The sequence below is a fragment of the Rhizobium sp. 22-785-1 genome (genome assembly GCF_053521965.1).
The window spans coordinates 104,859-122,293 of sequence record NZ_JBNWDI010000002.1 but is presented as its reverse complement, the minus strand read 5'-3'; the positions used below and the strand labels follow the sequence as shown (position 1 = coordinate 122,293).

The 17,435-nt window shown below is 57.9% G+C and carries 19 protein-coding genes; 7 read left to right on the top strand and 12 right to left on the bottom strand.

What is annotated here, in order from left to right; genetic code table 11:
* Nucleotides 1-4: 4 nt before the first annotated feature.
* The 4 genes from ACQZ5M_RS05370 to ACQZ5M_RS05355 all read right to left on the bottom strand — a co-directional run bounded on the left by ACQZ5M_RS05370 (nt 5) and on the right by ACQZ5M_RS05355 (nt 4,304).
* Entirely contained in the window at nt 5-1,513 is a 1,509-nt protein-coding gene (locus ACQZ5M_RS05370; RefSeq protein WP_296016929.1) for an inorganic phosphate transporter, read from the bottom strand.
* 59 nt (nt 1,514-1,572) lie between these two features.
* Nucleotides 1,573-2,046, bottom strand: a complete 474-nt coding sequence (locus tag ACQZ5M_RS05365; RefSeq protein ID WP_296016928.1) for an NUDIX hydrolase — start codon at nt 2,044-2,046, stop codon at nt 1,573-1,575.
* Nucleotides 2,047-2,214: 168 nt separating this feature from the next.
* A complete protein-coding gene (locus ACQZ5M_RS05360) occupies nt 2,215-2,970 on the bottom strand; it encodes an HAD-IIB family hydrolase (protein ID WP_449079236.1) in 756 nt (251 codons plus the stop codon).
* Complete coding sequence (locus ACQZ5M_RS05355; RefSeq protein ID WP_449079235.1) at nt 2,967-4,304, bottom strand: glycosyltransferase family 4 protein; 1,338 nt, start codon at nt 4,302-4,304, stop codon at nt 2,967-2,969. The genes ACQZ5M_RS05360 and ACQZ5M_RS05355 overlap by 4 nt, the downstream gene beginning before the upstream one ends.
* 219 nt (nt 4,305-4,523) lie before the next feature.
* On the opposite strand from ACQZ5M_RS05355, the gene ACQZ5M_RS05350 reads away from it, so the two are divergent.
* Nucleotides 4,524-5,801, top strand: a complete 1,278-nt coding sequence (locus tag ACQZ5M_RS05350) for a DUF3422 family protein (protein ID WP_296097653.1) — start codon at nt 4,524-4,526, stop codon at nt 5,799-5,801.
* Nucleotides 5,802-5,833: 32 nt separating this feature from the next.
* On the opposite strand, the gene ACQZ5M_RS05345 is transcribed toward ACQZ5M_RS05350, so the two are convergent.
* Nucleotides 5,834-6,739: a LysR family transcriptional regulator gene (locus ACQZ5M_RS05345; RefSeq protein ID WP_296101951.1), complete on the bottom strand. Its 906-nt coding sequence runs from the start codon at nt 6,737-6,739 to the stop codon at nt 5,834-5,836.
* Between the two features lie 112 nt (nt 6,740-6,851).
* Between ACQZ5M_RS05345 and ACQZ5M_RS05340 the strand changes: the two genes are divergently transcribed.
* From ACQZ5M_RS05340 to glcF, 3 genes are read left to right on the top strand one after another with little or no spacing between them, the layout of a single operon-like run.
* Complete coding sequence (locus tag ACQZ5M_RS05340) at nt 6,852-8,285, top strand: FAD-binding oxidoreductase (RefSeq protein WP_296039020.1); 1,434 nt, start codon at nt 6,852-6,854, stop codon at nt 8,283-8,285.
* 17 nt (nt 8,286-8,302) lie between these two features.
* Nucleotides 8,303-9,499, top strand: a complete 1,197-nt coding sequence (glcE, locus tag ACQZ5M_RS05335; protein WP_449079364.1) for a glycolate oxidase subunit GlcE — start codon at nt 8,303-8,305, stop codon at nt 9,497-9,499.
* Between the two features lie 2 nt (nt 9,500-9,501).
* Nucleotides 9,502-10,818, top strand: a complete 1,317-nt coding sequence (gene glcF, locus ACQZ5M_RS05330; RefSeq protein WP_296077723.1) for a glycolate oxidase subunit GlcF — start codon at nt 9,502-9,504, stop codon at nt 10,816-10,818.
* Between the two features lie 160 nt (nt 10,819-10,978).
* Here glcF and ACQZ5M_RS05325 read toward each other — a convergent pair whose 3' ends face one another.
* Nucleotides 10,979-11,701, bottom strand: coding sequence for a L,D-transpeptidase (locus ACQZ5M_RS05325; protein ID WP_296077721.1), 723 nt, complete (start codon nt 11,699-11,701; stop codon nt 10,979-10,981).
* A gap of 182 nt (nt 11,702-11,883) precedes the next feature.
* On the opposite strand from ACQZ5M_RS05325, the gene ACQZ5M_RS05320 reads away from it, so the two are divergent.
* Entirely contained in the window at nt 11,884-12,513 is a 630-nt protein-coding gene (locus ACQZ5M_RS05320) for a DNA-3-methyladenine glycosylase I (RefSeq protein WP_296077719.1), read from the top strand.
* 8 nt (nt 12,514-12,521) lie between these two features.
* On the top strand, nt 12,522-12,953 hold the full coding sequence (locus ACQZ5M_RS05315; RefSeq protein WP_365999442.1) for a hypothetical protein: 432 nt from the start codon (nt 12,522-12,524) through the stop codon (nt 12,951-12,953).
* Nucleotides 12,954-12,958: 5 nt separating this feature from the next.
* On the opposite strand, the gene ACQZ5M_RS05310 is transcribed toward ACQZ5M_RS05315, so the two are convergent.
* On the bottom strand, nt 12,959-13,996 hold the full coding sequence (locus ACQZ5M_RS05310) for a YeiH family protein (RefSeq protein WP_296077716.1): 1,038 nt from the start codon (nt 13,994-13,996) through the stop codon (nt 12,959-12,961).
* An 81-nt stretch (nt 13,997-14,077) separates the two neighbouring features.
* Between ACQZ5M_RS05310 and ACQZ5M_RS05305 the strand changes: the two genes are divergently transcribed.
* The gene (locus tag ACQZ5M_RS05305) at nt 14,078-14,992 is read left to right on the top strand and encodes a LysR family transcriptional regulator (RefSeq protein ID WP_296016902.1); all 915 of its coding nucleotides are present in this window, start codon (nt 14,078-14,080) and stop codon (nt 14,990-14,992) included.
* A 63-nt stretch (nt 14,993-15,055) separates the two neighbouring features.
* Here the strand turns inward: ACQZ5M_RS05305 and copM are convergent, their stop codons facing one another.
* The 5 genes from copM to relB all read right to left on the bottom strand — a co-directional run bounded on the left by copM (nt 15,056) and on the right by relB (nt 17,410).
* Entirely contained in the window at nt 15,056-15,430 is a 375-nt protein-coding gene (gene copM, locus ACQZ5M_RS05300) for a CopM family metallochaperone (RefSeq protein ID WP_449079234.1), read from the bottom strand.
* 55 nt (nt 15,431-15,485) lie between these two features.
* A complete protein-coding gene (locus tag ACQZ5M_RS05295) occupies nt 15,486-15,848 on the bottom strand; it encodes a hypothetical protein (RefSeq protein ID WP_449079233.1) in 363 nt (120 codons plus the stop codon).
* A 313-nt stretch (nt 15,849-16,161) separates the two neighbouring features.
* Nucleotides 16,162-16,926, bottom strand: coding sequence for a hypothetical protein (locus tag ACQZ5M_RS05290; RefSeq protein WP_296076120.1), 765 nt, complete (start codon nt 16,924-16,926; stop codon nt 16,162-16,164).
* A 3-nt stretch (nt 16,927-16,929) separates the two neighbouring features.
* Nucleotides 16,930-17,199: a type II toxin-antitoxin system RelE family toxin gene (locus ACQZ5M_RS05285; RefSeq protein ID WP_296076117.1), complete on the bottom strand. Its 270-nt coding sequence runs from the start codon at nt 17,197-17,199 to the stop codon at nt 16,930-16,932.
* A complete protein-coding gene (relB, locus tag ACQZ5M_RS05280; RefSeq protein WP_296016896.1) occupies nt 17,183-17,410 on the bottom strand; it encodes a type II toxin-antitoxin system RelB family antitoxin in 228 nt (75 codons plus the stop codon). The genes ACQZ5M_RS05285 and relB overlap by 17 nt, the downstream gene beginning before the upstream one ends.
* Nucleotides 17,411-17,435 lie beyond the last annotated feature (25 nt).

The following is a 17,435-nucleotide window of genomic DNA, read 5'->3' as shown; positions in this document are numbered from 1 at the left end:
CCGCTCATATAAACAGAAGATGCATGATTGCGTAGAGCGTTGCTGCCAAGGCCGCACTTGCTGGCAGCGTTACGACCCAGGCGGCGATGATCGTCATAAAATGCGACCGGCGGACAAGATAACGCCGCCGCGTCTCCGAGGTGTTTTCGTCTGGTTCGTCCGCGGAAGAATTGGCTGGCGCAAGGCTCTTTCGCAGCGCTTCCTGTTGCTTTCGGCCCTGCTGCGTATACCACTCGCGAAAGAAGCCGACCCCGAAGACAGCGCCAATTGCAGTATGCGTTGTGCTGACCGGCATGCCGAAATGCGAGGCTGTGAGAACGGTGAGTGCCGTCGAGGTGGACACGCAGAAGGCACGCATCGGGTTAAGCTTGGTGATCTGCTCGCCGACGAGCCTGATCAGGCGCGGTCCAAACAGCAGGATGCCGCAAGACAGCCCGAAAGCACCAATCAGCATGACCCATTGCGGTGCCGGTGCAAAAACCTCGGTTAGGTTGCCATAATCCGCACGCACGATGGCGACCACTGGCCCGATAGCGTTGGACACATCATTGGCGCCGTGACCGAAGGACATAAGTGCTGCTGCGAAAATCAGCGGCCATTGAAACAGCGTGCGAAGCGATTGATTGCGATTTTCCAGACCCTCGGATTGGTTGCGGATGAGCGGAATACAAAGGCGCCAGCCGATGAGGCCAACGGAAAGACCTGCTGCGAGCGATACGCCGGTTGGAACATCGATGACCCGATGCAGCCCGAAGCGCATCAGATAGGAGGTCATCACTCCTCCCATCACGCCAAGCAGCACCGGTACCCATTTGCGGGCTGCGGCGATCTTGTCATCGCGATAGATGATGAACTCCTTGATGAATGCGAGAAGGGCGATGGCAAAGAAGGCGCTGATGAATGGGGTGAGCACCCAGGTCAGCGCAATGCCGAGCAGCGACGTCCAGTCCACCGCACCAATGCCGAAGGCTGCGGTGCCGGCACCTGCCACCGCGCCAACGATGCTGTGCGTGGTAGAAATTGGCGCCTTGAGCAGGTTGGAAATATTGACCAAAAGAGCGGCTGCTAGGATGGCTCCGAGCATCGCCCAGGCAAAGACATGCGGGTCTGGTACGGTTCTGACATCGACGATGCCGCTGGCAATCGTCTCGACAACATTACCACCGGTGACGAGCGCACCGAAGATTTCACAGATTGCGGCGATGATGAGAGCAGCGGTCAGCGGCAGTGCCTTTGAGCCGACGGCCGGTCCCACATTGTTGGCAACGTCCTTGGCGCCGATATTCATCGCCATATAGGCGCCGATGATGGCTGCGGCGAGCGTGATGACCGCGCCTGGCGTACTGCCGGCATAGGAACTGGCGACCAGCGCGGTCACGACCAGGAACAGAAGTGCAGCGCCCGGTGCTACCAATCGCTGGCCAAGATGATTGACCGCCTCCTCGACGCGGGTCATCTTGTCGAGATCCTTGTCGAGCGTTGGTTTTTTGCGATTTTCAGGTGATTGCGCCATGGAAACGCTCTATGGCGCCAATGGTCGCGAGTGCCTGTCGTAGTGGCACCACATCGTCGTCATTGAGAGCCGACAGCGTGTTGCAGGGCCGACGGCGTTCCCCGAGCCATCTGTTTGCCGAATACGACGAAAAGCTGCTTCAGCTCGGTCTCGTTGACCCGCTTTTGCGCCTCCTCAGGCGAAACCCACTCGAGTGTCCGGCTTTCCTTCTCGGGAAAGTTTTTGATAAGATCCGTCACTTCCAGAAGGTGAACCTGAACAAGACAGGTAACCTTCACACCGTTTTTCAGCTTCTTCTCATAGTGGAAAAATCCGAAAGGCTCTTTCTGTGTGTTGCCCCGGACGCCAGCCTCTTCGAAGGCCTCGCGCTCGGCAACTGCATGAGCCTTCTTGCCCTGCATTGGCCAACCCTTGGGGATAACCCACCGACCTGTGTCCCGGCTGGTCAGCAACAGCACCTCCACATCGCCATTGTGTTTGTTACGGCGGTGGCAGATGGCGCCATATTGCTGGCGTGGGGGACGACGCAGCATCAAGCTGACATCTTTGGCCAATCGGCTCAGGAGCTTCAACGCTAAGTATTCCTTTCGAAGAACGTGAATGAAATCTCGAGCCGATCCGTGTTCGGCAAGTTTCATTTTCTCTTTCCGAAGGAGTCGGGTCAATGCGGATTTGCTGCTCTTGCACCAGTATTTTTGTAATTACTGATGCATGGTGGCAGGGTTCATCCAGTGTTTTAGTCCCGATATAACGCCATCCGCTTCTGCTTCAACCGAAATCACTACATTGTGTCTTCCGGTTGCGTAGGATTTCAGTTCATGAAGCGCGTTGCCGACGGCGATGCCTCTGGCTTCAGGGAGTTCGAACATAGCACGGTCGTTTCCCGTGTCGCCTGCTACGACGGTTTCACCAAGCTCAATGCCGAGCCGATCGCAAAGCCAGCGAATTGCCGCACCCTTGTCTGCTGCGCGCGGCAGGATGTCGAGATCGCGATCGCTGGAATAGACGATACGCGCCATGATTCCATTGTCACTCAAACGCCGCTCGATGTCGGTCAACATCCCTTGATCCGCGTCGTGTAGATACCAACTCGACTTCAGTCCATGTTGATACTGATCAGGCTGTCGACGGATCTCGGGCACACCTTGCATCACGCGGGCAATTTCATGCGGGTCGAACCCCGATCCGAGGAAAGACACATAATCTTTCGACAGTGTCGGGTCATTGGAGCAGAACAGCATCGTGCCCACGCCGCCGATAATGTAGTCGGGGCGGGGCAGCGGCACTGTCTCGATCAGATCGAGTTGATCATCGATCAGTCGACCGCTGTTGAAAACCAACAGCGGGCGTTCGGCATCCGGAAGCGAATGCCAGTAATCGCGAAAGCGTGCCGTCGCCTCGTTATTGCCGACGAGAGTCCCGTCGAGATCGGAGGAAAAAAGCCTTACAGGTTTCAATCGCCATCATTCCATGGTTCGGCCCAATCGGACTCTTCCAGCACGGGCATTATCGGACGCCCTTCGATGACCGAGAGCAACTGTTGGGCAATGCCGGTCCAGGTAAACAGGCTGCGGGCCTTGTGCGCGCCCATGCGTGACAGTCGTCCGTAAAGGCGTTCATGCTTGAACGGCTTCATCATTGTAATGCCGAGATCTTCCTTGTCGAAGGGGTCGGCGAAAAGTGCATGACGCCCGTAGCTCACGGCGCGAAACAGTCCGCCGTGGATCGTAACGACCGTGGGCGTACCACTCGCCATAGCCTCTATCGCCGTCATGCCGAAAGGCTCGTAGCGGCTCGACAGAACAAAAAGATCGGCTGCCCGATAGATATCGGGCAAATCCTCGTCTGAGACGTAACCGGAGAAATCGACCTTCTCCTCAACTCCGAGTTCCTTCACTCGCTCCCTGAGTTGATTGAGGATCGTAGTTTCCTGGTTGTCCATATTCTCGCCGCCGACGGCAAGATGGAGGCGCGCATCGGGTTCACGCTCGGCCAAAACTGAAAAGCCGTCGATCAGTAGGTCGTAACCCTTGTTTGTCGCGAGCCTTCCCAGTGCCAGCACGGTCTTGCCCCTGAAGCCGAAGCGCTGGCGCAGCATCTGCCGTGAGGCTTCCGATACGGGGAAGAAGCGGTTGTCGTCATATCCCGGTGGGATCATGTGGACCTGCTTGCGCTTTAGTCCATAGTCTTCGAGGAGCACGTCGAGCTGTACCGGCGTCGTGGCGATCACCATATCGCAGCTACGGTAGATGATCAGCTCGTGCTGGATGCGTTCCTTGAAGTTGAATTCGAGTTCGAACGTATCCGCCTTCTCCGGGTAGTCGGTTTCCATCTGGCGCTTTTTCCAGATACCGAGCGAGTGTGGCGTGTGAAGATGCGGGATCTTCAGCGCTTCAGACAGCCTCTGGCCGGCCACGCCCGCATCCCAGTAGTGGCTGTTGATGAAGGAGTAGGTGAGGGCGTTTTTCTTGATGAAGCGCAGCGCATTTTCGCACCACTCCAGAAGGTGGCGGTGGAGATATTCCTTCGGAATGAATTCCTTTCCGCCGCAGGGAATGCGCACGACGCGAACACGTTCGTCCACCTCATCGATCTCTGGCTGGTCCTCAAAGCGGCGGGTGTATAGATCGACCGTGTAGCCGAGTTGACCGAGTTTTTTTGCAAGTTCGAGGACATAAACGACCTGTCCTCCCGTGTCGGCTGCGCCAAGCGGCGGGTGTGCGGCGACGTAGCCATGCGTCGATATGAGTGCTATCCGCGGATAGCGTTCAGTTTCGCTCGTGGTAGTCATAGCGTCCCATCTTGGTAGAATTTTCCAATAACCCGTCAAGAACGTTTCAAAGTTGATAAAGTTCCCGGAAAAATTGCGTTAATAGGATTTTCTTTCTTCAGTCGCCAAAGACTATATCTCTGGGCAAGGGGTGTTTTAGCAATTCGCCTGCGGCAACTCGGCATCTGCCCATGCGGCTTGCGATTTGATAAATCTGTATGATTGAGACGGAGAGGGCTGATGGCGAGGGGACGATTTGCATTTGCCAGTGCGCCGGAGAGGTCATTGGCGCTAGGGGAAATTCATGCGAGGCCGACCGTATTGCTCGGCTCGTCACGCATTATCATCCAGTTGGCCTTCATGATGGATGGTGGCGCCTCCGTACATCATTCGGCGATTGCGGAAATGTCGCGTAGCCGTGGTGTCGCGCCACCGGAACGCGATGCCCGTCACCACGCCATGCCTTGCGGCCTGGGCACGCTCAGATGGGAAAGACATACCGAGTTCTCTACCTGGTTCTGGGATGGGCCGGCGCCGGAGAAGGTTGGCGGCGAGATCGTTGGCGATCCTTTTGGAGATGGCTTTTCGCCCCCCGGCTCACTGATCTCTGCGGTCAGGCTCGAAATTCGTGACGATGGACCGGAAACCGCCAACGCAGAAAGCCATTTCGATCCGATCAGTCTATGCCACAGCACCGTTCGCGAAGGGCAGGCGTCCATCCTTACCGACTTTCGGCAGGATCGCGATGGGCTGACGCAGTTTCTTCTGCTCGACAGAGGCCTGACCGATTCGGCGCGTGGGGGTATCGTGCAGCGTCTGCTGGACATCGAAACCTACCGGACGCTCGCCATGCTCGGATTGCCGTTGGCTCAGACACTGTCGCCGGAAATCCGTCGTATAGAAGACGGTTTGACCGCGATCACGCAGCGGATGAAGAACGGTGCGCGAGAAGAAGCCGATGCGCTTCTGGCCGAAATGACCCGCCTTGCAGCAGAACTGGAGGCCAACGCGGCGCTTAGCCTCTATCGCTTCGGCGCAAGCCGCGCCTATGACGTCATTGTCCGCGAGCGCATTCGCACACTGGCTGAAACGCCGATCCATGGGCACGAAACGATGGCCACCTTTCTGGAACGGCGGCTGGCGCCTGCCATGCGCACCTGCCAGTCGGTTGAGGAACGCCAGGCCAACCTGTCTCGAAAGCTGTATCGTGCCACATCGCTGGTGCGCAGCTGGATCGATGTCGAGCTGGAGCGGCAGAACAGCGTGCTTTTAAACAATATGAACAGGCGTGCTGCCATGCAATTGCGGCTGCAGCAAACAGTCGAAGGCCTTTCTGTCGCTGCCATATCCTATTACGTCGTCGGGCTGATCGGCTATCTCACCAAGGCAGTGACGCATGACCTGCTGCCGATCGATCCGGCCGTGATCACCGGCGCATCGGTTCCCATTGCCGTGATCGGCGTATGGTGGGTGGTGCGCAATATCCGCAAGCACCACGCGGCGGACGCTCCGCATTAGACCGAGATTCCTATTCTGATCAGGTTTTGACCCTAAAATGCATCCGTGTCCCAGTAGGGAACGGGACCATAGAGGTTCGCCAGATAATCAATGAAGAGACGAACCTTCGCTGGCAGGAACCGGCGACTGGAATAGACCGCCGAGAGTGCCACGTTCTTCGATCCTTCATAGGCCGGAAGCACCTGAATGAGCGCGCCGCATTTCAACTCCGGCCCGATATCCCAGGTGGATCGCAGCGCAATGCCAAGCCCGGAAATTACCGCCTCGCGTATCACCTCCGACGAATTGGTCACAAGCAGGCCTTCAGGGCGCAAATTGAACGCTCCGTCCGGTCCTTCCAGCCGCCAAAGATCGTTGTTGTGTGCTGGTAGGCAGCGATGGTTCTTCAAATCCTCAATGGTGTCGGGCAGCCCGTGTTCCTCAACATAGGATCGCGAGGCGCACAGCACGCGGCGGACAGGTGCAAGCCGTCGTGCGACAAGGCTGGAATCCGAGAGATCGGCAATGCGGATGGCGAGATCGTAGCCACCAGCAACGATATCGATGAAGTCGTCGCTGAGCGTCAGGTTGATGGAGAGCGATGGATGCCTGTCCATGAAGCCTTTGAGATGCGGTGCCACATGCATTCGCCCGAACGAGGTGGAGGCTGACACTTTTAACGTTCCGGCCAGAGAGTTTGACCGGCCTGAGACGAAGTCTTCCGCCTCCTCCAGCCCTTCCAGGACGGATAGAATTCTCTGATGAAATCCCTGGCCCGCCTCTGTTAGCGAGATCTGGCGTGTCGTGCGCTGAAACAGCCGCGCGCCGAGCTTTTCCTCCAGACGCTTGATGCGCTTTGAAATCACGGCGGGCGAGTAGCCAAGTTCCTTCGCTGCCACCGACATGCTGCCGGAGGCAGCAACGCTGGCAAAGACCTCGAGATCACCAAGATTTGTCATCGGTCCCAGCCATTCTTTCCAAATTGGAAATAATCTCTAGCATTTGCGCAGCTTGCCACCAAGGCCTAAACTCCGCATAGGATGGGTGAGATGAGGGAGGCATCGGCAAATCATGTCACAAGCAATAGAATTCTTGAAGCCACGCGCCTCTGTGCTCTCCAGCCGGGGAAGGATCATTGCCGATCTTGCCGATCTGCTTCCCCCCGAGTGTCTCGTCCACGAGCCGAGAGAGCTCGTACCTTTCGAGACGGACGCCTTTGTTTCCTATCGCAGGCTGCCATTGGCTGTAGCGCTTCCAAGAAACACGGCGCAGGTCTCCGCTGTTTTGAAATACTGTCATCGCTACGGCATACCCGTCGTTCCAAGAGGTGCCGGTACGTCGCTCTCCGGCGGTGCGATCCCGCAGGAAGATGCGGTGGTGATCGGCCTCTCGAAAATGTCTTCGATCCTTGAACTGGACTTGTTCAACCGCACCGCAACCGTCCAAGCAGGTGTCACCAACCTCTCCATTTCCGATGCAGCCAGTCCGCAAGGGTTCTTCTACGCGCCCGATCCGAGTTCGCAATTGGCCTGCACTATCGGCGGCAATATCGGCATGAATTCCGGTGGAGCGCATTGCCTGAAATATGGTGTCACCACCAACAATCTGCTTGGGGTGAAAATGGTGCTGGTGGATGGCACGGTGCTGGAACTTGGCGGTAAGCATCTCGACGCATCAGGCTATGATCTTTTGGGTCTCGTCTGTGGCTCGGAAGGTCAACTCGGCATCGTCACCGAAGCCACGGTGCGCCTGATCGCCAAGCCCGAAGGCGCGCGCCCGGTGCTCTTCGGTTTCGAAAGCTCGGAAGAGGCTGGTTCCTGCGTGGCCGACATTATCGGTTCCGGGATCATTCCTGTGGCGATCGAGTTCATGGACAAGCCGGCCATCGAAATCTGTGAGGCTTTTGCCCACGCAGGTTATCCGCTCGATGTCGGCGCGCTCTTGATCGTCGAGGTTGAGGGCTCTGAAGATGAGATGGATGCCATGCTGGCCGATATCGTCGCAATTGCTCGCCAGCATGCAGTGAAGACCGTGCGCGAGTGTCAGTCGGCGATGGAGGCGGCTGCGATCTGGAAGGGCCGGAAATCCGCTTTCGGTGCAACTGGCCGGATTGCCGATTATATCTGCATGGATGGCACGGTGCCGCTCAGCCAGCTTTCTCATGTGCTGAAGAAGACGAGCGAGATCACCGACGCGCTCGGCCTTCGCGTCGCCAACGTTTTCCATGCCGGTGATGGCAACATGCATCCACTGATCCTGTTCAACGCCAATGATCCAGACGATGCGGCGCGCGCCGAAGAGGCGGGCAACCAGATACTTAAACTCTGCGTCGATGCAGGCGGCTGTCTGACCGGGGAGCATGGTGTCGGCATCGAGAAGCGCGATTTGATGCGGCATCAATATTCAGACGCCGATCTGGCGCAGCAGATGGCAGTTCGCGCCGCCTTTGACGAAGACTGGATATTGAACCCGTCCAAGGTCTTCCCTTTGGAGAGCAGAGCTTGATGGAAACCGCATACCCCATTTTTACGCCCCAATCGGAATTAGAGGCGGCAGGTATCATTGGTGAACGCGCAGAAGCAGGACGTCCGATCGCCATCATCGGTGGCAATACGCGTGCTGGCTTTGGCAATCCCGTACAGGCAGATGCGGCATTATCGTCGCGAGCCTTGAGCGGCATCGTTTCTTATAATCCCGCCGAGATGGTGATGACCGTCAAGGCCGGGACGCCAACCGCCGACGTGCAGGCCGCCTTGACCGAGGCCAGGCAGATGATGGCCTTCGAGCCCATGGATCATCGCGCTATCATGGGCACGACAGGCGAACCCACCATTGGCGGCGTTTTTGCAGCCAATGTCTCTGGTCCGCGCCGTTATGTGGCCGGTGCTGCGCGAGACAGTCTGCTCGGTATCCGCTTCGTCAATGGCAGCGGCGAGGCGATCAAGGCCGGTGGGCGAGTGATGAAGAATGTCACCGGTCTAGACCTCGTCAAGCTTCTTGCGGGCTCCTACGGCACGCTCGGTTTGCTGACGGAGGTGACCTTCCGCGTGTTGCCGGTTCCGCCTGCTGAAGTGACGCTTGTTATTTCGGGGCTGGAAGATGAGACAGCGGCCAATGCTATGGCAGCGGCGATGGCAACCAGCCTCGAAATCTCCGGAGCGGCGCATCTGCCGGAAAGTGTTAGGTTTCGCTTCCTCAATGGGCAACTTCCCGAAGGTGCCGCGACCGTGCTTCGACTAGAGGGGCTTGCAGCCTCGGTCGAGGCGAGATCGCAAAAGCTGAAGACGCTTCTGGCATCCTTCGGCACAATGACTTCTCTTGAGCGCGGCGAGAGCCGCACACTCTGGCAGGAAATCCGCGATGTAGCGCCGTACGCGGGCAACGCGTCCAAGCCGCTCTGGCGGGTGTCGATTGCGCCCTCACAGGGCCACAAGCTGGTCGCCGCGCTCCGTCTGGAGGCAGGCATTGATGCCTTCTATGACTGGCAGGGTGGGCTTGTGTGGATGCAGATGGAAGCCGATCCGGAGGCGCAATTGCTGCGCGGTTACATCCGTTCGCTCGGCGGCGGGCACGCGACGCTCCTTCGTGCAGCGGATAATGTGCGACGAACGGTTCCGGCTTTCGAGCCCTTGAATGCGGTCGAATCAGCGCTGTCTCAACGTATCAAGCACAAGCTCGATCCGGCGGGGCTCTTCAATCCAGGCAGAATGGGGATCTGATCATGCAAACCTCCTTCACGGCTGAACAACTGGCCGATCCGCATGTTGCCGAGTCTGAAAAGATCCTGCGTAAATGCGTGCATTGTGGCTTCTGCACCGCCACCTGTCCCACCTATGTCACGCTCGGCAACGAGCTAGATAGCCCGCGTGGGCGCATCTATCTCATCAAGGATATGCTGGAGAACGACCGTCCTGCCGACCGCGAGGTGGTGACACATATCGACCGGTGCCTGTCCTGTCTTGCCTGCACCACCACCTGTCCGTCGGGTGTGGATTACATGCATCTGGTGGATCACGCGCGCGTCCATATCGAAAAGACCTATCGGCGCCCGCTGATGGACCGGTTGATCCGCGGCCTGCTGGCCGCCATCCTGCCCTATCCCGCACGCTTCAGGCTGGCTTTGAAGCTTGCGAAAATCGGGCGCCCGCTGTCACCGCTCCTGCGCAAGGTCTCGGCATTGAAGCCGCTCGCCGCCATGCTCGATCTCGCACCCAATTCGATTTCCGCGCCGCCTGTTGCTTGGCATTCCGCTCCCGCCGCTGAAGGGCAGAAGCGAGGCCGGGTCGCAATCCTGACCGGCTGTGCTCAGCCGGTTCTCGACCCGGGCATCAACAAGGCTACTGTCAGGCTCCTGACCCGTCTGGGTATCGAGGTGGTCGCACCGAATGGGGAGGGCTGTTGCGGTGCGCTGGTCCATCACATGGGGCGCGAAGAACAGGCGCTCGCTTTCGCCCGCCAAAACGTCGATATCTGGATGCGCGAGGTGGAACAGGGCGGGCTCGACGCGATTGTCATCACCGCATCCGGCTGCGGCACAACGATCAAGGATTATGCCCATATGCTGCGGCTCGATCCGGAATATGCGGAAAAGGCAGCGCGCGTTTCCGCTTTGGCAAAGGACATAACGGAATATCTGTCGACACTCGATTTGCCGGTGTTGGAACGTAACGGGCTATCGGTAGCCTATCACTCTGCTTGCTCAATGCAACATGGCCAGAAAATCACGATGGCGCCGAAGCTATTGTTGAAACATGCGGGCTTCGTCGTGCGTGATCCCGCAGAGGGACATCTCTGCTGTGGCTCTGCCGGGACCTACAACATCATGCAGCCGGAGATTTCTGGCCAGTTGAAGGCGCGCAAGATTAAGAACATCGAGGCCACCAAGGCCGATATCATCGCAACTGGCAATATTGGCTGCATGACGCAGATCGCCACCGGCACTCCGATGCCGATCCTGCATACGGTCGAGCTGCTGGACTGGGCCTATGGCGGTCAAAAGCCACCGAAGTTAAGCCTGAAACAAAAAACGAGCGGCTGAGCCGCTCGTTTTTCTTCGGTTGCTGCTAAAAGCGCTTACCGTTCCCCCTGGCATCCCCCGCCAAGCTTGTGAAATCAATTTAGCCGTTCCGCCGAAGCTCGCAAGTAGAAGTGTGAAGCGTGATGGTGTCTTAAATCAAACTTACAGCCAGGCGTTGCTATCAGATCACAATAACCCTCGTGCCGACCTTCACGCGCTCGTAAAGGTCAGTGACATCTTCGTTGCGCATGCGGATGCAGCCGGACGAATTGTTGCTGCCGATGGTCCATGGCTGGTTGGTGCCGTGGATGCGGTAGAGCGTCGAGCCCAGATACATTGCGCGCGCGCCCATCGGGTTTTCCGGTCCGCCTTCCATGAAGGCCGGAAGATAATGACCCTTGGCGGCTTCGCGCGTGATCATTTCCTTCGGTGGAGTCCAGGTCGGCCACTCCGTCTTGCGGGTGATTGCGTGCGTTCCCGCCCACTCGAAGCCCGGCTTGCCGACGCCCACACCGTAACGGCGTGCCTTGCCACCCTCCATGACGAGATAGAGCAGTCGGTTCGGCGTATCGATGACGATCGTGCCGGGTGCTTCTTTCGTGTCGTAATTAACGATCTGCGGCAGGAACTGCGGGTCGATCCTCACACGCGGCGCATTTGGTCTTGCAGCCACGGCCTGAGGACGCTGCTGCACGCCGCGGCGCTGGAAAAGCGGCTGGCGCTGTGGCGGTTGCGGATAGACGACCGGACGCACATCGCCACGACCCATCTGTGTTACCCACGGCGCTGTCAGATCAGGGCTGACGACGATCGGCGGGCGCTCGCGGTAACGGTCATTTGCCATTGCCGGAGTGAGAGCGGCACACACGGCGCTCAACGCTAGAAAGATGGTTTTCATCGACATCGGGTGGACTCTTTTACATGACACCGGAAAATGATCGTCACGTTCGCACGTGCAGACCAGCGAATGGTAAAGAGACTTCGGTCGAAATCGCTATTTTGCTGAAACCTTTCGATAAGGTTAGCAGGCGGTTTTAAAACAAGGTGAATCAATGGTAAGAACCGGGCTGAAAGAGACGGTGCCACATGAGTGAAGACGGGTTGTTGACGGGCGAGGATGGCAAGGTCCGCTGCTTCTGGCAGCAGGGACTGGAAGATTACCGCCGCTACCATGATGACGAGTGGGGCCACCCTGTCACCGACGACAAGCGATTGTTTGAGAAGATCTGTCTTGAAGGATTTCAGTCCGGTCTTTCCTGGCTGACAATCCTGCGCAAGCGCGAGAGCTTTCGCGCCGCCTTCGCTGGCTTCGATTTCGAGAAGGTCGCAGCCTTCACCGACGCCGATATAGAGCGCTGCCTTGCCGACAAAGGCATCGTGCGTCATCGCGGCAAGATCGTTTCAACCATCAACAATGCCAAGCGCGCCGTCGCCCTTCGCGATGAATTCGGCACGCTGGCGCGCTATTTCTGGAGCTTCGAGCCCAAGCAGGACGAGCGCCCGGATGTCTTCGACTACGCAACCCTGCGCGCCAATCCGACGACGCCAGCCTCCATTCGACTGTCGAAGGACCTGAAGAAGCGTGGCTGGAGTTTTGTCGGGCCCACCACCGTCTATGCTTTCATGCAGGCCATGGGCATGGTCAACGACCACATAGAGGGCTGCCATTGTCGCCCCCGAATCGAAGCGCTGCGGCAGGAGTTCGTACGGCCTTGAAGACATTTATCAAATGCACCCTTGCCAGCCTTCTTTTCTTTTCTGTTGCGGCGCCCGTCGTCGCCGAGCAGCGGAACGTCGACGGCATGTGGCTCGATGATGGGGAGCAGTTGAAGGCCGTCGAAATGCCGGCCTCCGGCAATCTGAGCCTGAACGGTTGGACCCGCCAGGGCAGGGGTGAAGTCTATCGTCTCAAGGTGAAAGCCGGCGAAACGCTGAAGGTGTCGCTCGCTAGCCGCAGCGAGTTCGTCGTCATGGCGATTTTTGATTTCGGCAAACCGGACGACGATGCGATCTTCTTCAGCGACACCGGCAACAACACAACGGTGATCACACCGAAAGAAGACACCGAGTGGCTGATCCGGCCCATCCTGGTCTTGAGTTCATCGCGTCGTGGTCTCGGTGCCAATTATACGATCACCGTCGAACGCCAACCGTAAGCGGCTTATCCGGCGATCGCGATCAGCCCGACCGATAGTGCGCAGAGAAGTAGCAGCGATGCTGTGGCAGCCAGGATGACCTTGCCGCCCGCATGACGCAGGGAGCGGATATCCACCGAAAGACCGAGGGCTGCCATCGACATGATGGTGAGCACATTGGCAAGGCCGCTGATGGGTGCCAGCGCAATATTTGGGATCAGGCCGAAGGAACGGGCCATGATCATCAACACGAAACCGATGATGAACCAGGGCACCATCCGTTGTAGATCGAGCCGACCGCTCGCACCACGGCCATGGATGATCGAAAGCGTGGTGACGACGGGCCCCAGCATCAGCACGCGGATGAGTTTGACCACCGTACCGGTCTGAACCGCAACCGCGCCCATCGGTGCGGTTGCAGCCAGAACCTGCGGTACGGCGTAGACGGTCATACCCGCAAACATGCCATAATGGATCGCATCCATTGAGAGGAGAGCGGGAAGTGCCGGCATGATGACGACTGCTGCGACGCCAAGGACGGCGGTAAAGGCGATGGCTGCGGTCACGTCCTGAGCCTTCGCGCCGATGGCGGGTGCAGCCGCCGCAATGGCGGAGTTGCCGCAAATCGAATTGCCGCAGGCAACGAGGATGGCAAGCTTAGAGTCAAGACCGATCATCCGGCTGATGGCGTAGCTACCGGCGAGCGACAATGCAACGATGATGGCGATACCGAAAATCAGCAAGCCGCCAGCGCCTTTGAGAATTGAGAGGCTGAGCGAAGCGCCAAGAAGCACAACGGCGATCTCCAGCAGCGTCTTGGCGCTGAACTTTATACCAACCGTCGTCGCTTCCGGAAGCCTGGTAAAGCTTTTGAGCAGCACGCCGAACACGATCGCAATCACCAGATCTCCAAGCCAGGCATGGCCGGCTCCGCGTACCTGCGCCTCCTGCGCAATGATCGCAGCGACGCTGATGGCGCCGCATAAAAATATGCCAGGGAGCAACCGAATTGACGGGAAGCGCGACAGGGACAGGGATGAGGTCAGTGAACGATGATTTGCCATATGATCATCATCTTACGAACGTCCGTTCCATTCCATCAAATAATATGGCATATTTTATTCGACAAAATCGAATGATAGAAAATGACGTTTGAGCAATTGAGAATTTTCGTTGCTGTCGCGGAAAGACAGCATCTGACGCGTGCTGCGGAAGCACTCGGGCTGACGCCCTCGGCCGTCAGCTCCGCGATCAAAACGCTTGAGGCTTACTACAATGTCGAACTGTTCCACCGCGTCGGTCGTGGTATCGAGTTGACGGAGAGCGGTCGCGTCTTTCTAGACGAAGCGCGCTCTACCTTGAACCGCGTGCGCAGCGCCGAACTGATCCTTTCTGAAATGGGCGGTCTGACGCGTGGTGAAATCCGCGTCTTCGCCAGCCAGACAATTGCCAGCTACTGGCTTCCATCCATTCTCATGCAGTTCAAGCAGCTCTATCCCGGCGTGACGGTCACGCTTGAGGTCGGCAATACCCGCACGGTGACGGAGGCAGTCCTGAAGGGTGTCGCCGAGATCGGCTTCATCGAGGGCGATATCGATGAGCCGGCGCTCTCCGTTCGCCCCATCGTGTCGGATAAACTGCTCGTCGTGGTCGGGCCGCTGCATCCTTTCTCGGACGGTCGGCAATTGAAAGCGCAGGATATTCGCTCAACGACATGGGTGCTGCGCGAGCAGGGCTCGGGTACGCGCTCCGCCTTCGAAGCTGCGTTGAAAGCCATGGGCATGTCTCTTGCCGATCTGCAGGTAACGCTGGAACTGCCATCCAACGAGGCTGTGGTTGCGGCAGCGCGCGCAGGCGGCGCGGCTGCGGTGGTGTCGGCGTCCGTCGCAGCACTGATGCTGCGCCAGGGGTTGCTCACCCGCGTCGGCATCGACCTGCCTGCACGCCAATTTTCGCTTCTCATGCACAAGGAGCGGCACCCAAGCCGCGCATCGCTGGAGTTGGAGCGTCTGAGCCGGGAGTTTGCCGGAAGCTACAAGGCGGGTCTGACGGGGCTTTGACCACAGGTCGCCGAGAAGAGGAAGCGCCCGATGGCGCTCCCTCCAAACACACCTACTGCGTGATCAGTAACCCTTCGACTTCAGCCATTCTTTCATCATGGAGATTTCCGCTTCCTGCGCCTTGATCACCTCTTCGGCGAGTTTACGGATTTCCGGGTCCTTGCCATATTGCAATTGCACCTTCGCCATATCGATCGCACCCTGATGATGCGGGATCATGCCTCGGACGAAATCGACATCGGCATTGCCGGTATAGTCCTGCTCCATGGCCGCGTGCATTTTTTTGGAAACCTCCATGAAGGCTTTGGTCGAGGCGCTGTTCGTGGCCTCCTGCTTGGGCATGGCGTGGCCGGCATGAACGGAGTGGTCCTGCGCAAGCGCGGGCAGCGCCATGAACGCGCCGAAGGCGGCGGCGATGGAAATGATCTTGATAGACATGGGATATCCTTCCTCTGTCGGAAATTTCGATTGAAACGTGAATGTCGAAATCGGATCAGACACGGGGAGGGGGAAGAGGTGGCGTAGGAGCATCGCCAACGAGGCTTGCTTGCAAGCCCGGTATCGGGGCGGCGTGAGGCGGTCGGCCTTTTTCCGCGAAGGTAAGGTAAGGCAGAAGAACGAGACAGGCAGCACAGAAGGGCGCGTGCGTCATGCTCTTTTCATGCGGGCAGGGAGCGCTTTGGCCTCGCATGTCTTCGGAAGCATCCGCCATGTCGTGATCGACAGGATGACTCTTGGCCATGCCGGATGAGGGGTTCTCGCTAGCAGGCATGGACATATCCATCGCCGCCGTAGCCGGCATGGCGCCGTAGATCAGGCAAGCAAGAAACATCAATGTACGAACCATCAAGCGCATGCGGTTACTTTAGAGCGTTTCCTTGTTAAATGGAAACAGTTCTGTTGGTTCAAACGGGATCGACTGATTGTCCGGATGGCGGGTGTCGTAGCCAACGCATACGGCCAAGCCGTCCGGGCAAGCAGGTGACCCGTTTCAACCAACCCAAAGGGCCGGGCATCTTTCCGCCAGGATCAAAGACGATCGGCTCGACCGTACCTTGGGGTATGCCCTTCGCCGATCGCCTTTGCCCTGACGAAAACCTGCTCCGGCAGAACGTTGCCATTTAACAAGGAAACGCTCTAACGCATCAATCGCGGTCAGAAAATGGCGCTCATCTCACCTCGCTGGCAACGACCCTGTGAAGGATCTGATAGTCCTTGCTTTCCTCGCCGAAGGGCGCAACGGGCCAGTCCCATTGATGCGCGACATTTGGAACAGTCACCCCATGCAGCAGGTCTTCCTGCTGATGCACTTTGCCGCTTTTGTCGATGATCTCGAAACTCGTATCGGTGAGAAGACAGACCTTGCAGGGCAGGCCGGAGAGACCGTCGATATGCGCCTGGATCAGGCGTTGGAGCGTGTCCTGCGGCATGCCGCTTGCCCCGTCCTGCTCTATCCGGTGACGCGCGCCGGTGCCGATTTGCGACAGGAGATTAGCGGAAACGACGAGATCGAGATATGGCACTTGCCGCAGAAAGCTCAACGGCTCGATCACGCCGCTCGTCTTCAGCGCATCATAGCCGGAGAGATCGCGGCTATTGAGAACGACATTGCGGTATTTTCGGCCATAGAGCTTCATCCGCACGCTCGCCAGATGCACCAGATCGACCAGCACTAGCGTATCGAACCCTGCCGCGAGTTGCCGCCACGGCACATCGCGCAACAGGCCGGAACCAAGAATGACGGCGGTACGTCGTTGTTTCAGTTTCGAGGCCGTCGATAGGATGAATCGCTTGCTGTTTTCCTCATGCTGTCCCCACGGCTTCGCGCATCGATTGGCGCGCGCCCACAGATTGACAGAGTAGCGGATATGCCGGCGAAATTCCGGCGCTGTTTTCCAGTATGTGCCAGCATAGTTCAGGGCTTCGAGGATCATGGATTAACGGTAGACTTCCCGGCGATGACCGATTTTGACCACGAGAACGACAAGCTTCTGATCCTGAATGTCACAGATGATACGATAGTCGCCGACGCGGTAGCGCCAGAAATTGCCGAGTTCGGAGCCTTGCAAGGCTTCACCCGTTTGCCTCGGACTGTTGAGTTGCAGCAGCCGGTCGTGTAAAAATGACCGAATGCGACGTCGCGTTTGTGGATCGAGTTTCTTGATCTGTTTCTGAACGAGAATGTCGTATTCAATTGTCCAGGTCACGCCAAAACTCCTCGGCGCTCACAACCTTCGACTCGCCGCGCTGTATACGTCGCATCGCTTCTTCCGCCAGATACAGATCTTCCATATCCTCGATATGTTTTTCTATCGCCTCGCGGATGTAAAAGGCCGACGTTCGTCCGGTGCGCTCGGAAAGCGCCTTCAGGCGTTCATAGGTCTCGTCCGGTAGACGGATGGCGGTTTGCTTGCTCATGCGGTTCTCTCCCGAAGAGATTGGG